The following is a 20,813-nucleotide window of genomic DNA, read 5'->3' on the forward strand; positions in this document are numbered from 1 at the left end:
GTAGTACTCAATAAGTGGTGCTAAACGAATATGTGGTGTGTTGAGAATATGGAGATCGTTGGTTGACGAGTGAGGATAAGATAAAAGGCTTCGAATCAAAGCACACACCAGAAACGGATTTTGTTCGTTGTTCACCTGCTTCAATAGACGGAATCCAGGCGGTAGACAAAAGAAATCCAGGTTGAGATGATTCAATGGTCATCCATCGACCGCTTAACGCTTCGTGAACGGCGATGACTGGTTTTTGACAAAACAAAAAATACGTATCTGTAAGGGATGCTGGCGTAGTCTCATCAATAAATAGGTGCTTCAAACGGCGTCCTAATTGAAAATCAAAGACTGTCCCCTTTGTCCGCATGAACCACGAATCGTTTAAAAGAGCGTAGGTTGGATTAAGGAAATAAGAACTAGAAAATTTTAAATCGTGTTGTGAGATACTCTCTTTTAAATTTCCACTTAAGTTGAAGAAGATAAGATTTGAAAGTGAGAGACGTAACGGCTGCTTAGTCTTAGCAAAATACCGAAGTATCAGTTGATTATCATTGGTCAGAATATAAAGGATTTCTATGTGAATGACGTGAATGTTTATGAAAATCGTAGTACACAGACGAACGCCTATTCGATGTGTCGTCGTAAACGCTTCCCCTGTAAATGGAATTAGATGCAAAGATAAGTTTGTTTCACAAGGCATACTGGATACCGATAAGTCATATAGATGACCCGATAGCCCATTAAAAAGCGAATTTTCGAGAGACGACGATTTTAAATTTCCGAGGAGGATATCTTCTTGATGACCATTTCGGTCAGGCACAAGTAAACGCTGGATTTGTCCTCCGTTGCTTAAAATATCGACTTCGATTCCTCGACTATTCTTTAAACGATACTGTGTCGACTGATCTGCTAATTGATTAATTTCAACCTTCAATTTCTTTCCTCCTCTTTTCGAATGAAATAAACCGGGTTTTAACGGTATAATAAAATAATGGCAACAGATTAAGTAAAAATGTTTTATTGAATTTTACCATAAAATAATTATTTTTTACTAAAATTTTTTATCTTTAAATTAATCAAAATCAGAGGTGGATGGATGATGGCAACGATTAAGGATATTGCAAAAGAAGTTGGATGTTCGATTTCGACGGTTTCGCGAGTGTTAAATAATGATCCAACTTTATCGGTGGGAGAAGAGACGAGGACTAGAATTTTTGAAGTGGCAGAAGAGGTCGGTTATCGAAAAAAAACATTAAAAACGCTCGTGAAAAACATCGCTTTTTTGTACTGGTTGACTGACAATGAAGAGCTCGAAGACGTCTATTTTCAAACGATGCGGGTTGAAATTGAGAAAAAAGCACGCGAAAACAATATTGAATTGACGACATATAAATTAGAAGGCGGAATTGAGAAAATTCCATTTGATATCGACGGATTTATTGCTGTTGGTTCCTTCATGAATCGTGAACTGGAATATTTGAGAGAATTGACAACACACGGCGTGTTCATCGATTCTACGCCGGATCCGGCATATTACGACTCTGTTCGTCCGGATCTTGCGCAAATCACGCGCCAGGCAATCGATGTGTTGGTGGAACAAGGGCATAAGAAAATCGGATTTATCGGCGGGACGTATCATAATCTTGATACGGATGCAGAGGAGATGGACGGACGGGAACGGGCTTTTCGTCAAGCGATGGAAGAACGTCAGTTGTTGCGTGAAGACTTCATTTTTTGCCGGAAGGGTTTTTCGGTGGATAACGGTTATTACTTGATGAATCAAGCGGTTGAACAGCTCGGGGAAGAGTTGCCGACAGCTTTTTATGTCGCGGCAGACCCAATCGCGGTTGGTTGTTTACAAGTCTTGAATGAACAGCAAATTGAAATTCCGAAACGTGTCAGCCTGATAAGTGTCAACGATACAAGCATCTCGAAATATGTATCACCACCTTTGACAACATTCCACATTGACTTGGAGGAAATCTGTCAGAATGCGATTCAGTTGTTGCTGGAACGAATTTTAAAGAAACGGAAAGTCGTCAAAACCGTTTACATCGGCGCTGAATTAATTACGCGTAAAAGTACGTTGTAAATAAATTTAGTAAAATATTTTACTAAATTTATTTACAACGTTTTCTTGTGGTGTTATATTTTGAATAAGAAAACGCTTTCAAAAATGCTTTTATTCTTTTCATAATATGACTCATAGGAGGAGTAAGAAGATGAAGAAAACCATTACATACATGACTGTCCTGAGTAGTCTGGCATTAACGGTCTCGCTCGCGGCATGTGGTCCCGGGGAAGAGTCGCAGGAGAAGAAGGATGAAACATCGGGTAAAGAAGCGAAGCTTATTGTCTGGGAAGACATTGAAAAAGGAGAAGGAATCAAAGACATCGTTTCAAAATTCGAACAAGACAACGGCGTTGATGTGAAAATCGTTGAAAAACCGTATGCCAAGCAAATCGAGGACTTACGATTAGATGGTCCGGCGGGGACGGGTCCCGATTTATTGACGATGCCAGGGGATCAGATTGGGACTGCCGTAACAGAAGGAATCATCATGGAGATGGATGTTCCGAAAGAGATCCAGGCCATTTATACTGATGTTGCGCTCGATTCGCAAAAAGTGGATGGGAAACTCTATGGTGTCCCAAAAGCAGTGGAAACAACCGTTTTATACTACAACAAAAAACTGGTGTCAGAAGAGAAGTTACCGAAAACATTGGAAGAGTGGTATGCCTTATCCAAAAAAACGGCAACGGGGCAATCATTTGGATTTCTCGCTTTATTTGATCAAATTTATTATGCCCAAAGTGTCCTGAGCGGATATGGCGGCTACATTTTTAAGCAGGATGGCCAAGGGAAGTATCAGACGAAAGAAGTCGGGCTTGGGAATACCGGAGCCATCGAAGGTGCGACGTATATTCAAAAGTTTTACAAGGAAAAATTATTCCCGGCAGGCATCATCGGCGAGCAGGGAATCAATGTCCTCGAGTCCTTGTTTACGGAAGGGAAAGCGGCAGCCATCATCTCCGGTCCCTGGAATGTCGAGCCGTTTACGAAAGCCGGCATTGATTTCGGTATCACAAAATTGCCGGAACTTGAAAACGGGAAAAACATGAGTTCTTTCATCGGCGTCAAAAGTTATAATGTCAGTGCCTATTCCAAACAATCGGAGCTTGCGGGCAAACTGGCGCTTTATTTGACGAATGCGGAAAACTCTAAAAAACGTTTTGAAATCACAAAAGAAGTTCCGGCCGTCAGTGCGTTGGCAGAAGATCCTGCGGTCACAAAAAGTCCAGCCGCACAAGCAGTAGCCGAACAATCTAAATTTTCCGAGTTAACACCGAACGTCCCCGAAATGAATGAAGTCTGGAAGCCGGTTGATGCCGCACTTCAAACGATTGCCACCGGAAAAGCGGAACCGGAAGCAGCGATGAAGCAAGCCGTCAAGACGATTGACGGTCAGATTAAGGCGAAACACGGAACGAAATAACCGTGTTTGATGCGACAATGCCTGACAGTCAGAGATTCTAATAAAGAGGTGAAGGACGTGCAACACCGGAAAATTGGATTGATGTTATCGATCATTCCAGGACTTGGCCAATTGTATCACCGGCAATGGATGAAAGGCGGACTCTTGCTCGCGGTCAGCATTGCCTTTTGGATAGCGTTCGCCGATTTGCTCAACATGGGACTATGGGGAATCGTGACGCTCGGAACAGAAGTACCCCGCGACAACTCGATTTTTTTGTTGGCACAAGGCATCATCGCGATCATCATTTTGTTATTCGGGATCGGTCTTTATGTATTTAATTTACGGGACGCCTACCGCAATGGGCAAAAGCGGGATCAAGGTGTCCGACCGGATTCTTTGTGGTCGGATTATCGGAATTTAATGAATCAAGGTTATCCCTATTTAGTCAGTGGACCTTCGTTGTTTCTGTTGATATTTGCCGTGATTTTTCCTATTTTGTTCAGTTTCGCCTTGGCGTTTACGAATTATGATTTGTACCATTCCCCGCCTGCCAAACTGGCGGATTGGGTTGGATTTTCTACCTTTGCTCAAATCTTCACAGTTGATATTTGGCGGTCGACGTTCTTTGATGTGTTGTCTTGGACGATTGTCTGGACATTGGTCGCCTCGACGTTACAAGTGTCGCTCGGTATTTTTTTAGCAGTGCTCGTCAATCAAAAAGAGGTCCGGTTCAAACGTGTCATTCGGACGATTTTCGTTTTGCCGTGGGCGGTTCCCGGTTTTGTGACGATCCTTGTCTTTGCCGGACTTTTTAATGACAGCTTTGGTGCCATCAATCTGGACATTTTGTCTCTATTCGGTCTTGATCCGGTCCCGTGGTTGACAGATGAAAAGTGGACACGGGTTGCCCTTGTATTCATGCAGGGATGGCTCGGATTCCCGTATGTCTTTTTAGTGACGACAGGTGTTTTGCAATCGATTCCTGATGATTTATACGAAGCAGCAACGATTGACGGCGCTTCGATTTTTGCGAAGTTTCGACATATTACGATGCCGATGGTACTGATTGCGATGTCGCCGATTATCATTACCCAGTTCACATTCAATTTTAATAACTTTAACATCATCTATCTCTTTAACGGGGGCGGACCGTCCGTACCGGGTTCCAATGCCGGCGGAACGGATATTCTCGTCTCCTGGATATATAAATTGACGATGCAGTCCGGTCAATACGCGTTAGCTGCTGCTTTGACGATCCTGCTTTCGATTTTTGTCATCGCGATTGCGTTATGGCAGTTTAGACGAACGAATGCCTTTAAGGAAGGAGCGTGATCGGGATGGCGACACGTAACATGACGCGGACGGTTCGTCTGACGCTGACCTATTTGATTCTGCTGTTCGTTGCGACCTGCATCATCTATCCCCTCTTGTGGACGATTGGTGCGAGCTTTAATCCGGGCAACAGTTTAGTCAGCACATCGATCATTCCAAAAAATCCAACACTTGATCATTACCGGGAATTATTTGCCGGAAAAGAAAGTCTGCAATACGGTCATTGGTATATGAACTCTTTGAAAATCAGTCTCTTTACGATGCTCGGAACGGTTGTCAGCGTTTCTTTTACAGCCTATGCTTTTTCAAGGTTTCGCTTCAAAGGACGCCAGCAAGCCCTGACGTTGTTCTTGCTGTTGCAAATGATTCCGCAGTTTTCTGCCTTGATTGCCCTGTTCGTACTGGCCCAGCTACTTGGCATGATGAACAGTCACTGGCTACTGATTCTGTTATATATCGGCGGGCAAATTCCGATGAATACATACTTGATGAAAGGATATATGGATTCAATTCCGGTTGATCTGGATGAAAGTGCAAAACTCGACGGCGCCGGTCATACCCGGATTTTCATCCAAATTATTTTACCACTGTGTCGTCCGATGCTTGCCGTGGTCGCGATGAACGGATTTACGGGACCGCTCGGTGATTTTGTGCTGGCTTCGACAATTTTACGGACGCAGGAAGCGTATACGTTGCCGATTGGTCTGTTTAATCTCGTCAACGAAGCGATGGGAGCAAGCTATACGACGTTTGCTGCCGGAGCGATTTTAATCAGCATACCGGTCGCTATTCTGTTTGTCCTTCTGCAAAAACATTTTGTATCCGGGTTAACAGCCGGAGGCACAAAAGGGTAAGAGAGAAAGAACAGCTAAATTGGTGAGTAAGGGAGAGTTATATAATGGGACGAAGAATCTATACATCAAAGGCCAGGCATTTGTTGCACGGTGGGGACTATAATCCGGATCAGTGGCTCGACGTCCCGGATGTCTTGCAGGACGATTTACGGTTGATGCGTCTCGCACACACGAATACGTACTCGATCGGCATCTTTGCTTGGAGTGCGCTTGAACCGATCGAAAATCAGTTCACGTTCGAGTGGCTCGATCAAATCATCGACGAGATTCATGCGAACGGAGGCCAGGTCATATTGGCGACACCAAGCGGGGCGCGTCCTGCCTGGTTATCTCAAACGTACCCGGAAGTCCTGCGTGTCGATGAGAGGCATGTCAAACAGCTCCACGGCGGGCGTCACAATCACTGTCTGACGTCGCCCGTCTATCGCAGGAAAACCGAGCAGATAAACCGCTTGTTGGCCGAACGTTACGGGACACACCCGGCGCTTTTGATGTGGCATGTCTCGAATGAGTACGGGGGCGAGTGTCATTGTCCGCTTTGCCAGGAAGCCTTTCGGAATTGGCTGAAAGTGAAGTATGAGACGCTTGAAGCGTTGAATGCCTCGTGGTGGAGTGCCTTCTGGAGTCATACATTTGATGACTGGTCGCAAATCGAATCGCCGTCGCCGATTGGTGAAAGTATGGTCCATGGTTTGAATCTGGACTGGAAACGCTTTGTGACGGATCAAACGATTTCCTTTTTTGAACAGGAAAGCGTACCTTTACGTGAATTGACGCCGGCACTTCCGATTACGACCAATTTCATGGCGGATACGGAGGACTTGATTCCTTTTCAAGCTCTCGATTACAGTCAATTTGCCAAACACGTCGATGTCGTCAGTTGGGATGCCTATCCGACTTGGCACAATGATTGGGAGACGACGGCCAATTTAGCGATGAAGGTCGGGTTCATCAACGACTTATTCCGGAGTTTAAAACAGCAACCGTTCCTTTTGATGGAATCAACACCGAGTGCCGTCAACTGGCATCCCGTCAATAAAGCAAAACGTCCGGGCATGCATCTGTTATCCTCGATGCAAATGATTGCCCACGGTTCCGACAGTGTCCTTTATTTCCAGTGGCGCAAATCCCGCGGATCATCAGAAAAGTTCCACGGGGCGGTCGTCGATCATGACCGATCGGAGCATAACCGGGTCTTTCGGGAAGTCGCCCAAGTCGGACGGACCCTCGAACAATTAGATGCTGTGGTCGGTACGACGCGACCGGCGGAAGTGGCGATTGTCTATGATTGGGAAAATAACTGGGCATTAAACGATGCTCAAGGGTTTGCAAACGGGACGAAAGACTATCCACAAACCCTCCAGGAACACTATCGCTTTTTTTACGAGCAGGATATTCCCGTCGATGTCATCACGAAGGAACAGCCGTTTGATGCTTACAAACTGTTGATCGTGCCGATGCTGTATTTGGTTAGTGCGACGACATTAGAGCGGTTGCAGCGTTTTGTCGAACAGGGTGGGACATTAGTCACGACGTACATGACAGGTCTCGTCGACGAACACGATTTGACGTATGCCGGATGGCCGGATGAACTGAAAACACTGTTTGGTCTGACACCACTCGAAACGGATACCCTTTATCCGAATGATCGGAACGGGGTGGTGTTTGACGGCAAACATTATGAACTGCAGGATTATGCGACGATCATGGAAGTAGCGGAAGCGGAGATCGTCGGTAGCTACACCGATGACTTTTATCGTCATACGCCGGCCGTGACAAAAAATCAGTATAAAAAAGGTGAGGCATGGTATATCGGCGGACGACTTGAGTCTGCATTTCAGCATGACTTGTATACGATGATAACGGATCGGTTAACCATCAAGGCGCTACTCGATACGTCGCATACGGCTGAAGTTTCGGTTCAAGTACGTCGTGGACAGGACGTGTACTACGGATTCATCATGAACTTTTCGGAAGTCGAGCAATCGATTAAACTGTTTGAGCCTTTGCTGGAGTCTTTAACACAAACGGAGATCAGCGGTCAACTGACGCTTAAGCCGTATGAAGTCAAGATAGTTGAACGGACGAATACAAACAATAAATGAATACGATACAAGGCGATTTTCCGAATGTAAATGTTTTAATGTTCGGAAAATCGTTTTTTTTGATGATGTTTCATTTAAAGGGCTGTCTCATTTTGCGAATGTCTCAACCACTCCAATAATTTTTTTGCCGGACGTGACAGGACGGCTTCCTTTTTCCAAATCAAAAACGTGTTTGAGGTGACGTTCGGCAGGAGTGGCACAAAAATCAGTTCACTGCCTGTTGTATTGATGATGTGATCCAGGCATAAAGCGTGACCAAGTCCTTCTTTGACCAAAAGTGACGCATTAAACAGTAAGTTATAAGTTCCGACGATGCGGCTTGCATTGAAATCGAGTCCCGTTTTTTCCGCAAACTGTTGCTGGTCTTTGGTTTGTTCCGAGATGATCAACGGTGCATTCCGTAAATCCGCTGCATCGACCGTCGTTTGTTGGCCCAGCGGATGGTCTCTTCGTGTCAAGATACCCCATCGGTCGGCTGTTGCAAGCTGTAAATGATGATATTCCTTGACGTCAAACGGTTCAATTACAAGACCGAAATCGAGAATGCCTTTGTCGAGTTTATCGAGGATATCTTGACCGTTGCCGCTGTGGATCCGGATGGTGACCTCAGGGTGCTGCTGATGCATCTCATGAAATGCCCGGATAACGCTTAACATACTGGTCGTCTCGCCGCCGCCGATGTAGAGATCACCGTGCAACGTTTCTTCCGTCGTCAGATTGGTGACGATTTTATCCGCCAGAGTAACCATTTCGCGCGCCCGTTCGGCTAAATAATAACCGTTCTCCGTCAAGATGATACCGTTCGGCGTCCGATCAAATAAAACACCGTTTAACTCGTCTTCCAACCGTTGCAGTTGGCGGGACAATGCCGGTTGAGAGATCCGGAGAATGCGGGCGGCCCGGGTAATATTTTTTTCTTCGACGACCGCTAAAAAATACCGTAACTGTTGTAGTTCCATGAGAATCCTCCTATGCGTTTTAGTTATGTCTTGTGATGTAATATTAGCATTAGACATGACTAATGGATACTTGTAGTGTTGTACACAAGCAAGACATACGAGGAGGAACATCAATGAGTACACCACTAAACAAAGTCATCGTCATCATGGGGGCATCCAGCGGGATTGGCGAAGCGACGGCCCGTTTATTAGCAGAACTAGGAGCGACACTGATGTTGGCAGCCCGTCGTCTCGACCGATTACAGGACATCCGGGACGCGTATCCACAAGCGGATATTCGGATCAAGCAGGCAGACGTCACCCAGTTTGATCAGGTCGAAGCTGTGATTCAGGAAGCGAATTCGGCATTTGGACGGATTGATGTTCTGTTTAACAATGCCGGCATCATGCCGACCGCACCGCTTGCCGCGGGTCACCGGGAGGACTGGAAACAGATGCTTGATATTAATGTCATGGGGGTACTAAACGGGATTGCCGCGGCGTTACCGATTATGGAACACCAACAAGCCGGTCATATCATTGCAACGGACTCAGTCGCCGGTCATGTCGTCTATCCGGAATCGGCCGTCTATTGCGGGACGAAGTTTGCCGTCCGGGCCATCATGGAAGGTCTGCGGCAAGAACAACGGGAAAACCAGATTAAATCAACCATCATTTCACCAGGTGCCGTGCAGACGGAACTCTACACGACGATCAAGGATCAAGCTGTCGGCGAATCGCTTCGTCAAGCGCAACAGGAATGGGGACTGACGAGCGAAGATGTGGCACAAGCCGTTTTGTATGCAATCGACACACCGGACCGGGTTTCGATCAGCAACTTAATCATTCGCCCGACGCAACAACACGTGTGATGCCGATGGAATCATCATCACTTCTTCAACAGATTCAAAATCGACTGATTGAGGCAGACGATCCCCTGTTCGAGCAGATTCATGCCGTACAACGCGACGGAGAACGATTGCTCCACCGGTTGAACCAGCAACTTTTGTCACCGACGGCGTATCGCGACACGTTAGCCGAGTTGATCGGTCAGCCGGTCGACGAAAGTGTTGTCGTCTTACCCCCGTTTTATACGGACTTCGGGCAACACATTTCGCTCGGAAAAGACATCTTCATCAACCGTGGGGTGATGCTGACGGATCTCGGTTCGATTCAAATTGATGATCATGTGTTGATTGGTCCGTTTGCCAAGTTGTTGACCGTCAACCATCCGGTCAGTCCGGCAAAACGGCGTGGTTTGCTCGTTGCCCCGATTCACTTGAAACAAAATGCTTGGATTGGAGCGGGGGCGACGATTCTACCGGGGGTGACGATCGGCGAACAGGCGATTGTCGCAGCCAATGCGACCGTGACGAAAGATGTCCCGGACAAGGCGATTGTCGCCGGTACCCCGGCTCGAATCATCCGTTACGTTGATGAGACGGAGGGATGAAATGAACCGTCGTGTGATTGTCATAATGATGATTCTCTCGCTTGTACTGTCGGGGTGCGGTACGTCGGCGCCTGTGTCGACCGAATCAGACAAAACGGTCAAGGAGAGAGCAACCATGCGCATCGAAATCAATGGTCAAATCGCTTCAGTACAACTGGAAGACAACGCAACAACTACAGCCTTAATGGCGGACGCTCCGTTTACGATTAAAATGGATGACTTGCATCGAAATGAAAAGTACCATTATTTCGACAAGGCATTTCCGACGGATGCCCAATCGGTTCAGACGATTGAGGCTGGAGAAGTACTGCTGTATCAAAACAATTGTTTAGTGATTTTTTATGAAGCGGTCGAACCGGCGGCTGAATATACACGAATCGGACAAATCACCGATTTTGAGGACATTCAATCGCTGTTTGCTCCTGAAAGTGTCCAGATTCGTTTTCTGAAGGAATAGGAAACGTAAAAAAAGACTTACATCTGGTCCCTGACCGATTGTAAGTCTTTTTTAAATTGATGGTTTTGTGGTCATTTCAGGGACGGAGGTGAGAAGGAACTATCCAAATTCCATAACCGGTCTCCCAGTTGTTTAAGCAACTCGTTGGCCCGGCGCTCGATCGTCTCGGGCAGTGTCGCCTGGCTGAAGTAGCTCAGATTCAGACTTTCCCCGTCGCGCATCGCAAGCGTCCCCGTGACGTCTTTTGCATGATAGAGATGAATGACGCTGTATGTTTCATCCCCGTTCGGATACTGGAAGTAAAAGCGGGGACCGGAAAAGACGCCGATCAGTTCCGGTTGAGTCGTCTGTAGCCCGGTCTCCTCCTGCAGTTCACGGATGGCGACTTCTTCAAGTGTTTCGCCGAGTTCCATCGATCCGCCCGGCAGTCCCCAGTCGTGTGTATCGGACCGGTGTTGGAATAAGACTTCCCGTTGATCGTTCGTCACGAGGACCGTCGCACCGACGCTGATGATCGGACGACTCCCGATGGTCTTGCGTAATTCTGAGATATACCCCATGTAGAGACCTCCTTCATGATCTGTAAGATTGGCTTTGATGTAACCAGTGTTTGCACAGGACGGAACAGCATCCTTGTTCGTGATCACGTCTCAATCATTCGGCTGGATTGAGGTGGATCGCATATGTTGACAGGACATCGGTAAATTGCCGAACACTCATGTCAGGCTGCAATCGCAGTGAAGGAAGAGAAACGTCCTGAAGAAAGACTTGATGGACATCTTCGATTTTTGCCGGATCGTTGTGAAGGACGGACATATTCGTCAGAATCGCTTCAATCAACAGGATCTGTTCGAACGAAAGTCCTTGCGCGGATAACCATTCGGAAACGCTCGGTCGCTCCTCCATTACCGGATGAATCCACCCTCTGCATGAATGATCTGCCCTGTGATCCAGGCGGCGTCTTCACTGACGAGAAAGGCAATGGTCCGCGCGGCATCATTCGGTGTACCGATCCGTCCGAATGGAAACTGCGGTTGGAGCTGCGTCCGGACGTCATCCGTCATCCACGTCGAATCGGTTGGTCCGGGATTAAGCGCGTTGACGGTAATCCCAAGCGGCGCGACAGCGAGCGAAAACGAAGTCGTAAACGCTGAAATCGCCCCTTTCGTCGCTGCATAAGCGAGTTCATCCGGCATCGGACCGAGATCCTGTCCGGACGTCATGTTGACGATACGACCATTCTGTAAACCGGCTTGCTCGAACTGACGGGCAAACAGGACCGATAACAGCAGCGTGCTCCGGATGTTGACGGCGTAGTGGGCATCAAGTGCTGCAATATCTAAGGAAGCCAGATCGGTCTGCGTCGAGTGAGCGGCATTGTTGATCAGGACGGACGGTGTGCCGACTGTTGAGAGCGTATGGGCAAAAACACGTTCTGCCGCATCGGGCGCCGACAGGTCGATTTCAAGCGCTTCGCTTTGGGTACCGTTTGCCGCCAGCTCTGCTTGAAACGTCTTGATCCAGGAAGGATCGGCTTTCCAGTATGTAAAACAAATTGTCATTCCTTGAGCCGCGAGCTTCCGGCAAATCGCCGTACCGATATCATCGGGATGGCTCGCACCGGTAATGAGTGCGATCCGGGGTGAGTATGACATGATAACGCCTCCAATGTAAGTCCGTCTATGCATGTCATTGTACCGTGATGAAAAGAAGGGCGTCCAGAAAAAAGAGGGATTTTTTTACAAAATGTAATAGAATCCATCCGTTTCCAAATGCTATGATGAAAAAAAGAGGTGGTTCAACGTGCTGAAACGGAAATACGCGGCGCGCTCGTCGTGGAAGCGGATGATTGAACGAAATTACCGGGAGCTGTACATGGAGACGGAATCATTCACCGGGTATGTAACACGGCTTGATATGATTCAAGTGACGCACCCGTTGCATGTTCGGTATTCAGAACGGACGGTTCAGCTTGTTGGCGACGGCTATTCCTGGCTGCAACAGTTTCCGAGCGAAAAAAAGCATGTCGTCACGACGATGTTTGATGAACACGGAAAAATCGTTCAAACGTATGTCGATATTTGTCTTCGTCACGGACGAGATACGAACGGGATTTTTTGGGATGACTTGTTTTTGGATCTTGTGCTGTTGCCGTCAAGAGTGTTTGATCCTTGATGCGGATGAGCTGGAAGCGGCATTAAGAGCGGGGGAAATCAACCGGGCGCAGTATGATGAAGCATGGCAGGAGGTCGACCGGTTGCGCGAACAAATACGGACATCGGATTTTGTGACCGGTACGCTTGCTTATGCGCACCATGCCTTACTGAGCGATGCGTGATTCGAGCAAGCAAATCCCGTTGAGTGTCAAAACAATCAACGGGATGATGGAAGGGTGTCGCTAGACGATTTTGTTGTTGTTGTGATAGAGGACAAACAGAACGATGCTGATGACGGCTAAGGCGATCACAATAAGCACCATCATGACGTTTCATCTCCTTGCGCTTTCGAAAAAAACATGGCACATCCCTGTCCTAGTCTTTACCCTGTATTCAGAAGACTGAGTGAGCAGGCCGCAGAAAATTTTTAACAGATTGAGTTGACTGACGAGAAGTCTCAACCTAAACCATCAAGGAGGTTGGAAATATGAAACAGGCGTACATATTTGATATGGATGGGACATTATTTCAAACGAATCGTATTCTTGGTCATGCCTTGGACGACGCGTTCACGTTCTTGCGCGAGCAGGAACGCTGGAGCGGAGAGACTCCGCTTGCGAAATATCAATCGATCATGGGAGTACCGTTGCCGGAAGTCTGGCGGACACTGTTGCCGACGCATACGGATGACGAACGGATACTTGTTGATCAAATCTTTCAAGGCGCGTTGATCACCCATATAAAACAAGGGCATGGTGCGTTGTATCCGGGTGCCGAAGCGACACTCCGTGCCTTAAAAGCAGCGGACCATCCTTTGTACATCGCAAGCAACGGCTGGAACAACTATTTAGCTGCGATCGTGACGTATTATGAACTGGATCGTTGGTTAGACGGTGTCTACAGCATCGAAGACGTGGCGTCGTTACAGAAAAGTGATTTGGTACGGCACATCTTGTCAAACCATCAGTTGACGCAAGCGACGGTCGTCGGAGACCGGATTTCTGACTTTATGGCGGCACGGACGAATCAATTACCGGCCATCGGTTGCCGTTTTGATTTTTCGAATGAAGCAGAACTGGCAGAAGCTGATTATATCGTCTCCGATTTACGGGACATCCTAAAGCTGAGTCTTGCTTCGCTCTCGAAATGAGATGATCTAGTTTCAACACGACACAACCGGTGCCTCCTTTAAACGCAAGGGGACACCGGTTGTGTTGAATTGTGTCATCTCTTTTGGAAAAGCGCTGTCCACAGACCCGATAATCCAAAGACCGGATCGGTCGGTGCAGCTTCCTGCATCAACCGGATTTCAAGGACGTCAAACGTATCGAAAATCGAGCGGAGTTTGTCTTCGGTGAAGCCAAGACCGCCCTGCAGACTGCGTTGACGGTAAACGTCCCAGTCCGTCATGTCGGACCCGCCGTACTGACCACCCTCGACGAAGCAGGTTAAGGCAAAGCAACCACCCGGTCGTAACGCATCCGTGACGACGCGGATGTAGTCGTGTCGTCGGTGCGGGGCGATATGATGGAAACAGCCGGAATCGTAGACGAAGTCGTAAGCACCGTCTTCAATCGAGAGCTCAAACAAGTTTCCTTGCCGGAACCGGACATCAAGTTGTCGCTCGTTTGCCCGTTCATTTGCCCAATCAATCGATGATTGCGCAAGGTCAATCGCGTCAACCTGACTTCCACGTTCCGCCAGATACAAGGCATTGCGTCCGGGACCGCTTCCGAGTTCGAGGACACGTGTCAGCGGAAGTTGTGTTTGTTCCACGTAGGCGACAAGATTTTCATCCGGTTTATCGACGAAAAAGGGAATCCGTTTCGTCCGATCTTCATAAAAGCTATCCCAAAACGCAGTCGGTTCCCGCAGTAAAGCATCCAGCATGTTCAGGATATCGTCCTGCGTGCGAATCGTTTCCTTCATCGTGGTTCCTCTTTTCTCGCCGGCAGATTTCTCAAACGGACCGCAGTTGTCAGTATGTCTTCCAGATGTTCCGCCCGCTTGTCGATGAAGGTCGTCCAGAACATTTCCCCGATTCTTGCCAGTTCGTCCGGTGAATAGACGCCGGGCTCAAAATGACCCCAACAGCCGTCCGTTGTCAGTTGATCCCAAAAAACATAATCAGCGACCGGGTAATGGGACAGCGGAACGTCTCCCCCCATCGGTTTTAAATCGACGAGTTCTGGACAAAGCCACATCGCCGTGGCGACGGACAACAGACCGCCGTGACGTTCTCTTAACCCGTCCAGTCCTGCAACGTGTAACGCTTCCTCAAAAGCCTGATAACGGTGGGTCGTGATGACGACCAGTTCCGGATACTTGAAGTTGATCTGTTTGACGAACGCCGATTCCCAGTAGGCACCTCCGTGCCCGTTGCAAAGGACAAATTGATTAAATCCTTGACGGAACAGATTGACGATGATTTCTTCGAGCATCGCCGATAACACCGTCGGACTGACGGTGACGGTTCCCGCTTGATTGGCATGTTCTTCGGAGGTATTAAACGGCAGGGTCGGTAAGACATAGGCGTTTAAGCGTTCGCCGAAAACGGTCGCATACCGCTCGGCAATCAATGTATCAAGATGCATCGGCAAATACGGTCCGAACTGTTCCGTTGCACCGACCGAAAGAACGGCAATGTTCGTCTGGCTGTCTTGGATGACTTGTGTACTGTTTTTGTAGCTGAGCATGCATCAATTCTCCTTTATTCGAATACTTGACGTAATTCGATTTGTCCTTCGCCGTGACCTTGCGGATCCGGCATACGTCTGGCCCAGGCGATCGCTTCCTCTTTTGACGCCACATCAATCAACAGGAAACCGGCAATCTGCTCCGTCGACGGTTCAAACGGTCCGGATGTGATGTCCGCTTGTCCATCGGGTTGTTGATACGTAAAACGGAGCGCTTCCCGTGTCGGGTGAAGTCCTTTTGCCATGACCCGGACACCTGCCGTCACCAACTCCTGATTAAAAGCGGCCATCGCGTCTTGGAGCGATAAATCCGGGAGTAAATCGGCTTCCGACCGGTGAGACGCTTTGACGAGCAACAGGAATAACATCAATTAACCTCCAAACAAAAGTAGAAAATGGTGATGACTGTATCACATATTTAGTATTCGACAAACAGTAAAAAAATCCTGCTGTATAAACTAAAAAATGGATGTTGGAAATTTCGATGGCGGAGTAGATAAGGAAAATGATTGCCAATTTAATCGTATTTAATTAGCATGGAAATGGAAGTTGTGAAATCAGAAATGGTCATGAAAGGGAACTGGAAGATGGTATATGGCATCGGGTTATTTTTGTTAGGGGTCGTCGGATTGACGGCGCGCGGGTTGTATTTTGGGATCTTCGATATCACGGAGTGGGCGAGTCTATCGTTGCTTCTGCCCGCCGCCTACGGGGCGGGGTGGATCGAACGGATCCAACAAAAGCGGGACGGGACCTTTTGCGGCGTAGACGCCGGATACGCTTCACGCCTCGGTGAACGAGTATCGACAGGGGTAAAACAGATCTATCGGGCGGATGTTGCGTTCGGTACGTATCGGCGGACGTTCCATAAACCGTGGCACCGCTGGTTCATTGCTTTTCCGAAGGTGGAAGGATTTTTTCTGAATTTGGTGTTCGACGTGTCAAACCAACAACTTCAGCTAGTCGAGAAACCGAATCAACGGTTGTGGAGCAATCAGACGGAATGGTGGATCGAGGAGGGGGGAGAGACTGTCGGTGAAATCAAAACGGATAATACGTTCCGTCATGCGGCCGCGTTCAGCGAAGTGTTGCAGATGACTTACCGAACGGAACAGTATCAGATCCGGTCATCCAAGTTATCGCGGCGCATAGAGGTGTTGCGGCAAGGCGCAACGATCGCCACGAGCAAACGGAAACGGAATCTTTTGACGTTTGATGTTCCAAAGCAGGATGCGCACGTCGCGCTCATCGCCGGAATGGTCTTGTTTCGTTTCCATTATCGGGAATGAGACGCCTCCCGGATGAAGTGCGGAGTGTGATATCCTAAGACAAAGCAAGAGAATCAAAAACAGAAAGCAGGCGATTTGTGATGAGCAATCCACTGAGTCAACTCGCATGGACCTTCGTCTCTGAGTGTGACATCCCGCATGACGTGCAAGGATTATTGATTCAAGGCGAACAGGCCTTGTCCGCCTACAAGACGATTCGTGACGTCGCCGTTTTCACGACCCACCGGTTGATCATTCGGGACGCGCAAGGACTGACGGGAAAAAAGGTCGAAGTCTACTCGATTCCCTATAAGTCGATCAACATGTATTCGACGGAAAACGCCGGCGGGATGTTTGACATCAACTCCGAAGTTCAACTGTTCACCCGGGCCGGAACGATTAAGATCAATCTCAACAAAAAGGTCGACGTTCGCAAAATCGATCTGTTGATTGCCAATGCGATTTTATGAGGAGGAAAATGTAATGAAAAGAACGTTCAAGAAAAAACGAGTGATCCTCTTATTGACGTTGCTCGCCGCTATCTGCCGCCCTAAACGAGTTCGTTAATTTTATTTCAACTCCCGTAATTCATGCTTAAATGTACAGAGCGTAACGACGGGTAATCTTCATTTACTGAATCCGTCACTTTGAATAACAGGGAAACAGCACGAAAACGCTCCTGCCAATAAAAAAACAGATCCATCAGGGACCCGTTCCGCAACTGACCGTATAGTGATGATCTTGTTTTTTGCTGTAACAAATGGTTGGTGTCATCCCCGTCTCGCTGTCATAATCGTACCAGAGGACGTCGTACATGCGCCCGTACTCCGGATCGACCATTCTTTTGTCGAGAAGGGCGCTGTAACTCTGATACGGATGTCCTTGTTCGTACAGATAATGGCGAATCGCTCCGTGCTCTGTATCGTCCGAAAAGACGACCGGCGACAGCAATGGTAAGACGATCAACAAAGCGAGTAGAGAACCACCCATCCAAAGTCCAATTTTTTGCCAACGCTTCATTTGAATATAACTCCATTTTAGTTAAAATATTGAATTTATATGTAAAAGCAACGACCGACAGTCACTCGATTGTCGGTCGTTCTGGTTTACCCCGTCTTTCGCATCGATTCAAACAAACGTCCCTTGTAGACGTCTGCGATCGTATTCAAGAAGGACTCGGAAAATCGTTTCGGGAAAAACGGTTTCGCATAAAAGTACTGATAGGCCCGTTTTAAGTCGTCCCATTGTGTACACGGATCCGTTTGTCGGAATCGCGCGACATCGATGATTCGGGTGCCGGTCGGCGTCAATAAGATGTTGCGTAAGTGAATGTCGGATGGATTCAAGCCGACCGATCGTGCTTCTGCTAAAGCCTGATCGACGGTCTGGATGACATCGTCTGTAATGAGCGTGCCGCTGATCAAACATTCGAACAACGTTTGCCCTTCGATGTATTCGATGACAAGATAATCCGCGCCATACTCGTATTGTTTGGCATACGTCGTAAAAGGGCTTAATTGTTCATAAATCGATCCTTCGATTGCTGCCAGATGTCGATGCGACGGGAAAAACTTTTTGATGACCCGGTCCGTTCCGACGATCCGAAATACAAACGCACTTCGACCCGTTCCAATCCACTCCAGTTCATCTGGATAAGAGGAGACCGTATAGCCATCTTGTATCTCTGTCAGATGGATCGCAAAAGCCAGTTCGGAATCTGTCTTCACACATGCCACTTCCTTTCTCTTCTTTTAATTATACGCTGTTTGGTGTGAGAAGGTTTCATAAAACGACTCCTGTGTGAAAGTTTTGAACATTTTGTGATATGCTGAAAATGTACAGCAAATACCTAGCTCAGGGGGTTCTTTTATGAATACATTACAACAATGGCGTGACCATTTTGAAGCGCTTGGTGCCTATGACGAAGCAGTAGCTCTACTTTATTGGGACATGCGGACGTACATGCCGGATCAATCGGCCGAAAACCGTTCGAAATCGATTGGATTCCTGTCGACGGAGAGTTTCCGCCGCCGGACCGGCACGACGTACCAGACGTTGCTGAAGGCAATGGGACAAGAGACGCTGACGGGGTTAGAGGCGATCTCTTATGAAAAAGCGAAACAGGCATACGATCGGGACTCGAAGATTCCGGAAGCGGAATATCAGACGTTCATCACGTTGATCTCGGAAGCCGAAAGTGTCTGGGAAAAAGCGAAGGACGCGGATGATTGGGATCTGTTCGCCCCGTACTTAGAAAAGATCGTCGCCATGGAACGTAAATTCGTCGAGTACTGGGGATACGGGCAACATCCGTATGATGCGTTACTTCATGATTATGAGCCGGGGATGACAGTCGCGGAACTTGACCCGTTGTTCGCGGAACTCCGTCAAGCGATCATCACTCTGTTAAAAGAACTGGACGGGAAAACGTTCCCGACGCTCGACTGGTCAGCAAGCCGAAAGACGCAGATTCAATTGAATCACGATTGGTTAAACGATATCGGCTATGATTTCACGGCCGGCCGCCTCGATGAGACGGTTCATCCGTTCCAGACGACCATCAACCGGAAGGATGCCCGTGTCACGACGAAGTATGATGAAAATGATTACCGGAACTCCGTGTTCGGGACGATGCATGAAGCGGGACACGCGACATACGAACAAGGCATCGCTCCGGAGCTCGATGCGCTCGGACTGGGAGAAGGCGCGTCGATGGGGATTCATGAATCGCAGTCGTTGTTCTTTGAAAACTTCATCGGTCGAAACCAAGGGTTCCTCGCAGCACGCTACGAAGGACTGCAACAAGCGATTCCTTCGCTAGCGGACGTTCCGTTTGAGACGTTTTATGCGGCCGTCAATGAGGTCAAACCGTCCTTGATCCGAATCGAGGCGGACGAATTGACCTATGCCCTCCATATCATCATCCGCTATGAACTCGAAAAACGATTGATTACGGGTGAACTGGAAGTCAAAGACTTGCCGGTTGAGTGGAACCGTCTCTATAAAGAGTACCTTGGAGTCGATGTCCCTTCAAACGCCAAAGGGGTGTTGCAAGACGTCCACTGGTCGGGCGGATCATTTGGTTACTTCCCGAGTTATGCCCTCGGACTCGTCTACAGTGCGCAGTTGAACGAAGCGTTACGTCGGGATGTGCCGAACGTCGATCAATTGATCGCGGACGGAACGCTTCAACCGATTAAAGGGTGGCTCAATGAACACATCCATCAACACGGAAAAGCGAAGACACCGGCTGAATTGATTCAAGCGGCAACCGGACAATCGATTTCCGTCCAACCGTTGATCAACTATTTGACAGCGAAGTACACGCGGGTCGTCGAGGCATTATGATGCGTTGGTTTGCCCATCGGGGAGCCAGTGATCAGTTCCCTGAAAATACGCTGGAAGCCATCGAAGCGGCGATTCCGTTCGTTGACGGGATCGAATTTGATGTCCACTTTTCACAGGACGGTGTCGGTGTCATCATTCATGACGAGACGGTCAACCGGACGACCGATGGAACGGGACGCGTCGTCGATTTGACGCTCGCGGAACTCAAACAGCTGAACGCCGGTGCACGCTTTAAAGGAAGCGGCGGACCCGTCCGGACGACGATTCCGACACTCGACGAAGTCTTGGCGTTACTTGCTCCGACAAGCGTTATCCTGAACATCGAGCTGAAGACGGATACGATCCGTTATCCAGGCCTTGAAGCCTATACACTCGAACGGTGTCGTGCCCATAGTATCGCAAGCGACCGATTGATTTTCAGTTCGTTTAATCATTATTCAATCGCGACCGTCCGCGAGCTCGATCCGGCGATTGAGACAGCGATTCTGTTTCCTTATCCGCTGTACCATCCGGAACAGCAGGCAAAACAACTCGGGGCAAAAGCGATTCATCCGGATTACCGTCGCGTCACGCGAGACGACGTCATCCTTGCGCATCAGGCGGGAATCGAAGTCCGCGTTTATACGCCGAAAACCGCGGCTGATGTCAAACAGATGATGGCGCTTGGCGTCGATGCCGTCATCGTCAATGATCCAAAAACGTTTAAGGCGAGCTTGTCCATCCACTAAGGAGGAAG

Annotated in this window: 23 protein-coding genes and 1 pseudogene; 14 read left to right on the forward strand and 10 right to left on the reverse strand. The window is 48.2% G+C overall.

Going from position 1 to position 20,813, the window contains the following annotated elements; all coding sequences use genetic code 11:
• Positions 1 to 7: 7 nt before the first annotated feature.
• The gene (locus KNP87_RS03245; RefSeq protein ID WP_214720804.1) at positions 8 to 925 is read right to left on the reverse strand and encodes an aldose epimerase family protein; all 918 of its coding nucleotides are present in this window, start codon (positions 923 to 925) and stop codon (positions 8 to 10) included.
• A gap of 165 nt (positions 926 to 1,090) precedes the next feature.
• Between KNP87_RS03245 and KNP87_RS03250 the strand changes: the two genes are divergently transcribed.
• From KNP87_RS03250 to KNP87_RS03270, 5 genes are all read left to right on the forward strand, one after another.
• On the forward strand, positions 1,091 to 2,083 hold the full coding sequence (locus KNP87_RS03250) for a LacI family DNA-binding transcriptional regulator (RefSeq protein WP_214720805.1): 993 nt from the start codon (positions 1,091 to 1,093) through the stop codon (positions 2,081 to 2,083).
• Positions 2,084 to 2,213: 130 nt separating this feature from the next.
• Complete coding sequence (gene ganS / locus KNP87_RS03255) at positions 2,214 to 3,488, forward strand: galactooligosaccharide ABC transporter substrate-binding protein GanS (protein WP_147511048.1); 1,275 nt, start codon at positions 2,214 to 2,216, stop codon at positions 3,486 to 3,488.
• A gap of 57 nt (positions 3,489 to 3,545) precedes the next feature.
• Positions 3,546 to 4,802, forward strand: coding sequence for a carbohydrate ABC transporter permease (gene ganP, locus KNP87_RS03260; RefSeq protein WP_119923057.1), 1,257 nt, complete (start codon positions 3,546 to 3,548; stop codon positions 4,800 to 4,802).
• A gap of 5 nt (positions 4,803 to 4,807) precedes the next feature.
• A complete protein-coding gene (gene ganQ, locus KNP87_RS03265; RefSeq protein ID WP_119923056.1) occupies positions 4,808 to 5,656 on the forward strand; it encodes a galactooligosaccharide ABC transporter permease GanQ in 849 nt (282 codons plus the stop codon).
• Positions 5,657 to 5,700: 44 nt separating this feature from the next.
• The gene (locus KNP87_RS03270) at positions 5,701 to 7,761 is read left to right on the forward strand and encodes a beta-galactosidase (protein WP_214720806.1); all 2,061 of its coding nucleotides are present in this window, start codon (positions 5,701 to 5,703) and stop codon (positions 7,759 to 7,761) included.
• 74 nt (positions 7,762 to 7,835) lie between these two features.
• Here KNP87_RS03270 and KNP87_RS03275 read toward each other — a convergent pair whose 3' ends face one another.
• A complete protein-coding gene (locus tag KNP87_RS03275; protein WP_214720807.1) occupies positions 7,836 to 8,720 on the reverse strand; it encodes a LysR family transcriptional regulator in 885 nt (294 codons plus the stop codon).
• A 113-nt stretch (positions 8,721 to 8,833) separates the two neighbouring features.
• On the opposite strand from KNP87_RS03275, the gene KNP87_RS03280 reads away from it, so the two are divergent.
• The 3 genes from KNP87_RS03280 to KNP87_RS03290 all read left to right on the forward strand — a co-directional run bounded on the left by KNP87_RS03280 (position 8,834) and on the right by KNP87_RS03290 (position 10,609).
• Positions 8,834 to 9,571: an SDR family oxidoreductase gene (locus KNP87_RS03280; RefSeq protein ID WP_214720808.1), complete on the forward strand. Its 738-nt coding sequence runs from the start codon at positions 8,834 to 8,836 to the stop codon at positions 9,569 to 9,571.
• A 5-nt stretch (positions 9,572 to 9,576) separates the two neighbouring features.
• Positions 9,577 to 10,152 carry a DapH/DapD/GlmU-related protein gene (locus KNP87_RS03285; RefSeq protein ID WP_214720809.1) on the forward strand — a complete coding sequence of 192 codons (576 nt, stop codon included), beginning with the start codon at positions 9,577 to 9,579 and terminating at the stop codon, positions 10,150 to 10,152.
• A gap of 115 nt (positions 10,153 to 10,267) precedes the next feature.
• Positions 10,268 to 10,609, forward strand: a complete 342-nt coding sequence (locus KNP87_RS03290; protein ID WP_251135386.1) for a cyclophilin-like fold protein — start codon at positions 10,268 to 10,270, stop codon at positions 10,607 to 10,609.
• Positions 10,610 to 10,680: 71 nt separating this feature from the next.
• Here the strand turns inward: KNP87_RS03290 and KNP87_RS03295 are convergent, their stop codons facing one another.
• From KNP87_RS03295 to KNP87_RS03305, 3 genes are all read right to left on the reverse strand, one after another.
• Positions 10,681 to 11,169, reverse strand: a complete 489-nt coding sequence (locus KNP87_RS03295) for an NUDIX hydrolase (RefSeq protein WP_214720811.1) — start codon at positions 11,167 to 11,169, stop codon at positions 10,681 to 10,683.
• Between the two features lie 94 nt (positions 11,170 to 11,263).
• A complete protein-coding gene (locus tag KNP87_RS03300) occupies positions 11,264 to 11,515 on the reverse strand; it encodes a hypothetical protein (protein ID WP_214720812.1) in 252 nt (83 codons plus the stop codon).
• Positions 11,515 to 12,264: an SDR family oxidoreductase gene (locus tag KNP87_RS03305; RefSeq protein WP_214720813.1), complete on the reverse strand. Its 750-nt coding sequence runs from the start codon at positions 12,262 to 12,264 to the stop codon at positions 11,515 to 11,517. The genes KNP87_RS03300 and KNP87_RS03305 overlap by 1 nt, the downstream gene beginning before the upstream one ends.
• A 262-nt stretch (positions 12,265 to 12,526) precedes the next feature.
• Between KNP87_RS03305 and KNP87_RS17450 the strand changes: the two are divergent.
• Positions 12,527 to 12,947: pseudogene (locus KNP87_RS17450) on the forward strand (DUF402 domain-containing protein).
• Positions 12,948 to 13,252: 305 nt separating this feature from the next.
• Positions 13,253 to 13,915: an HAD hydrolase-like protein gene (locus tag KNP87_RS03315; RefSeq protein WP_119923048.1), complete on the forward strand. Its 663-nt coding sequence runs from the start codon at positions 13,253 to 13,255 to the stop codon at positions 13,913 to 13,915.
• Between the two features lie 74 nt (positions 13,916 to 13,989).
• Here KNP87_RS03315 and KNP87_RS03320 read toward each other — a convergent pair whose 3' ends face one another.
• From KNP87_RS03320 to KNP87_RS03330, 3 genes are read right to left on the reverse strand one after another with little or no spacing between them, the layout of a single operon-like run.
• Positions 13,990 to 14,694: a class I SAM-dependent methyltransferase gene (locus KNP87_RS03320; RefSeq protein WP_119923047.1), complete on the reverse strand. Its 705-nt coding sequence runs from the start codon at positions 14,692 to 14,694 to the stop codon at positions 13,990 to 13,992.
• On the reverse strand, positions 14,691 to 15,461 hold the full coding sequence (locus tag KNP87_RS03325; RefSeq protein WP_214720814.1) for a creatininase family protein: 771 nt from the start codon (positions 15,459 to 15,461) through the stop codon (positions 14,691 to 14,693). Before KNP87_RS03325 ends, KNP87_RS03320 begins: the two co-directional genes overlap by 4 nt.
• Before the next feature lie 14 nt (positions 15,462 to 15,475).
• Positions 15,476 to 15,829, reverse strand: coding sequence for a YciI family protein (locus KNP87_RS03330; RefSeq protein WP_214720815.1), 354 nt, complete (start codon positions 15,827 to 15,829; stop codon positions 15,476 to 15,478).
• 168 nt (positions 15,830 to 15,997) lie between these two features.
• Here KNP87_RS03330 and KNP87_RS03335 point away from each other — a divergent pair, with 168 nt between their 5' ends.
• Positions 15,998 to 16,750 carry a tubby C-terminal domain-like protein gene (locus tag KNP87_RS03335; protein ID WP_214720816.1) on the forward strand — a complete coding sequence of 251 codons (753 nt, stop codon included), beginning with the start codon at positions 15,998 to 16,000 and terminating at the stop codon, positions 16,748 to 16,750.
• 80 nt (positions 16,751 to 16,830) lie between these two features.
• Positions 16,831 to 17,199, forward strand: a complete 369-nt coding sequence (locus KNP87_RS03340; RefSeq protein WP_026832836.1) for a PH domain-containing protein — start codon at positions 16,831 to 16,833, stop codon at positions 17,197 to 17,199.
• Between the two features lie 232 nt (positions 17,200 to 17,431).
• Here the strand turns inward: KNP87_RS03340 and KNP87_RS03345 are convergent, their stop codons facing one another.
• Both KNP87_RS03345 and KNP87_RS03350 read right to left on the reverse strand, forming a co-directional pair.
• Positions 17,432 to 17,749, reverse strand: coding sequence for a hypothetical protein (locus KNP87_RS03345; protein WP_214720817.1), 318 nt, complete (start codon positions 17,747 to 17,749; stop codon positions 17,432 to 17,434).
• An 86-nt stretch (positions 17,750 to 17,835) separates the two neighbouring features.
• On the reverse strand, positions 17,836 to 18,456 hold the full coding sequence (locus tag KNP87_RS03350) for a serine/threonine protein kinase (protein WP_026832838.1): 621 nt from the start codon (positions 18,454 to 18,456) through the stop codon (positions 17,836 to 17,838).
• Between the two features lie 142 nt (positions 18,457 to 18,598).
• On the opposite strand from KNP87_RS03350, the gene KNP87_RS03355 reads away from it, so the two are divergent.
• Both KNP87_RS03355 and KNP87_RS03360 read left to right on the forward strand, forming a co-directional pair.
• Positions 18,599 to 20,077, forward strand: coding sequence for a carboxypeptidase M32 (locus KNP87_RS03355; protein WP_214720818.1), 1,479 nt, complete (start codon positions 18,599 to 18,601; stop codon positions 20,075 to 20,077).
• On the forward strand, positions 20,077 to 20,805 hold the full coding sequence (locus KNP87_RS03360; RefSeq protein WP_251135388.1) for a glycerophosphodiester phosphodiesterase: 729 nt from the start codon (positions 20,077 to 20,079) through the stop codon (positions 20,803 to 20,805). The genes KNP87_RS03355 and KNP87_RS03360 overlap by 1 nt, the downstream gene beginning before the upstream one ends.
• The last annotated feature ends 8 nt before the right edge of the window (positions 20,806 to 20,813 follow it).

The organism is Exiguobacterium sp. s192 (assembly GCF_018618795.1).
Classification (GTDB): Bacteria; Bacillota; Bacilli; order Exiguobacteriales; family Exiguobacteriaceae; genus Exiguobacterium_A; species Exiguobacterium_A undae.

Coding starts and splice junctions, on each gene's coding strand:
- KNP87_RS03250 (WP_214720805.1), top strand. CDS start 1,091: ATGGCAACGATTAAGGATATTGCAAAAGAAGTTGGATGTTCGATTTCG.
- KNP87_RS03305 (WP_214720813.1), bottom strand. CDS start 12,264: ATGTCATACTCACCCCGGATCGCACTCATTACCGGTGCGAGCCATCCC.
- KNP87_RS03330 (WP_214720815.1), bottom strand. CDS start 15,829: ATGTTATTCCTGTTGCTCGTCAAAGCGTCTCACCGGTCGGAAGCCGAT.
- KNP87_RS03340 (WP_026832836.1), top strand. CDS start 16,831: ATGAGCAATCCACTGAGTCAACTCGCATGGACCTTCGTCTCTGAGTGT.
- KNP87_RS03335 (WP_214720816.1), top strand. CDS start 15,998: ATGGAAATGGAAGTTGTGAAATCAGAAATGGTCATGAAAGGGAACTGG.
- KNP87_RS03325 (WP_214720814.1), bottom strand. CDS start 15,461: ATGCTCAGCTACAAAAACAGTACACAAGTCATCCAAGACAGCCAGACG.
- KNP87_RS03360 (WP_251135388.1), top strand. CDS start 20,077: ATGCGTTGGTTTGCCCATCGGGGAGCCAGTGATCAGTTCCCTGAAAAT.
- KNP87_RS03280 (WP_214720808.1), top strand. CDS start 8,834: ATGAGTACACCACTAAACAAAGTCATCGTCATCATGGGGGCATCCAGC.
- KNP87_RS03320 (WP_119923047.1), bottom strand. CDS start 14,694: ATGAAGGAAACGATTCGCACGCAGGACGATATCCTGAACATGCTGGAT.
- ganS (WP_147511048.1), top strand. CDS start 2,214: ATGAAGAAAACCATTACATACATGACTGTCCTGAGTAGTCTGGCATTA.
- KNP87_RS03275 (WP_214720807.1), bottom strand. CDS start 8,720: ATGGAACTACAACAGTTACGGTATTTTTTAGCGGTCGTCGAAGAAAAA.
- ganQ (WP_119923056.1), top strand. CDS start 4,808: ATGGCGACACGTAACATGACGCGGACGGTTCGTCTGACGCTGACCTAT.
- KNP87_RS03270 (WP_214720806.1), top strand. CDS start 5,701: ATGGGACGAAGAATCTATACATCAAAGGCCAGGCATTTGTTGCACGGT.
- KNP87_RS03355 (WP_214720818.1), top strand. CDS start 18,599: ATGAATACATTACAACAATGGCGTGACCATTTTGAAGCGCTTGGTGCC.
- KNP87_RS03290 (WP_251135386.1), top strand. CDS start 10,268: ATGCGCATCGAAATCAATGGTCAAATCGCTTCAGTACAACTGGAAGAC.
- KNP87_RS03300 (WP_214720812.1), bottom strand. CDS start 11,515: ATGGAGGAGCGACCGAGCGTTTCCGAATGGTTATCCGCGCAAGGACTT.
- KNP87_RS03285 (WP_214720809.1), top strand. CDS start 9,577: ATGGAATCATCATCACTTCTTCAACAGATTCAAAATCGACTGATTGAG.
- KNP87_RS03345 (WP_214720817.1), bottom strand. CDS start 17,749: ATGAAGCGTTGGCAAAAAATTGGACTTTGGATGGGTGGTTCTCTACTC.
- KNP87_RS03295 (WP_214720811.1), bottom strand. CDS start 11,169: ATGGGGTATATCTCAGAATTACGCAAGACCATCGGGAGTCGTCCGATC.
- KNP87_RS03315 (WP_119923048.1), top strand. CDS start 13,253: ATGAAACAGGCGTACATATTTGATATGGATGGGACATTATTTCAAACG.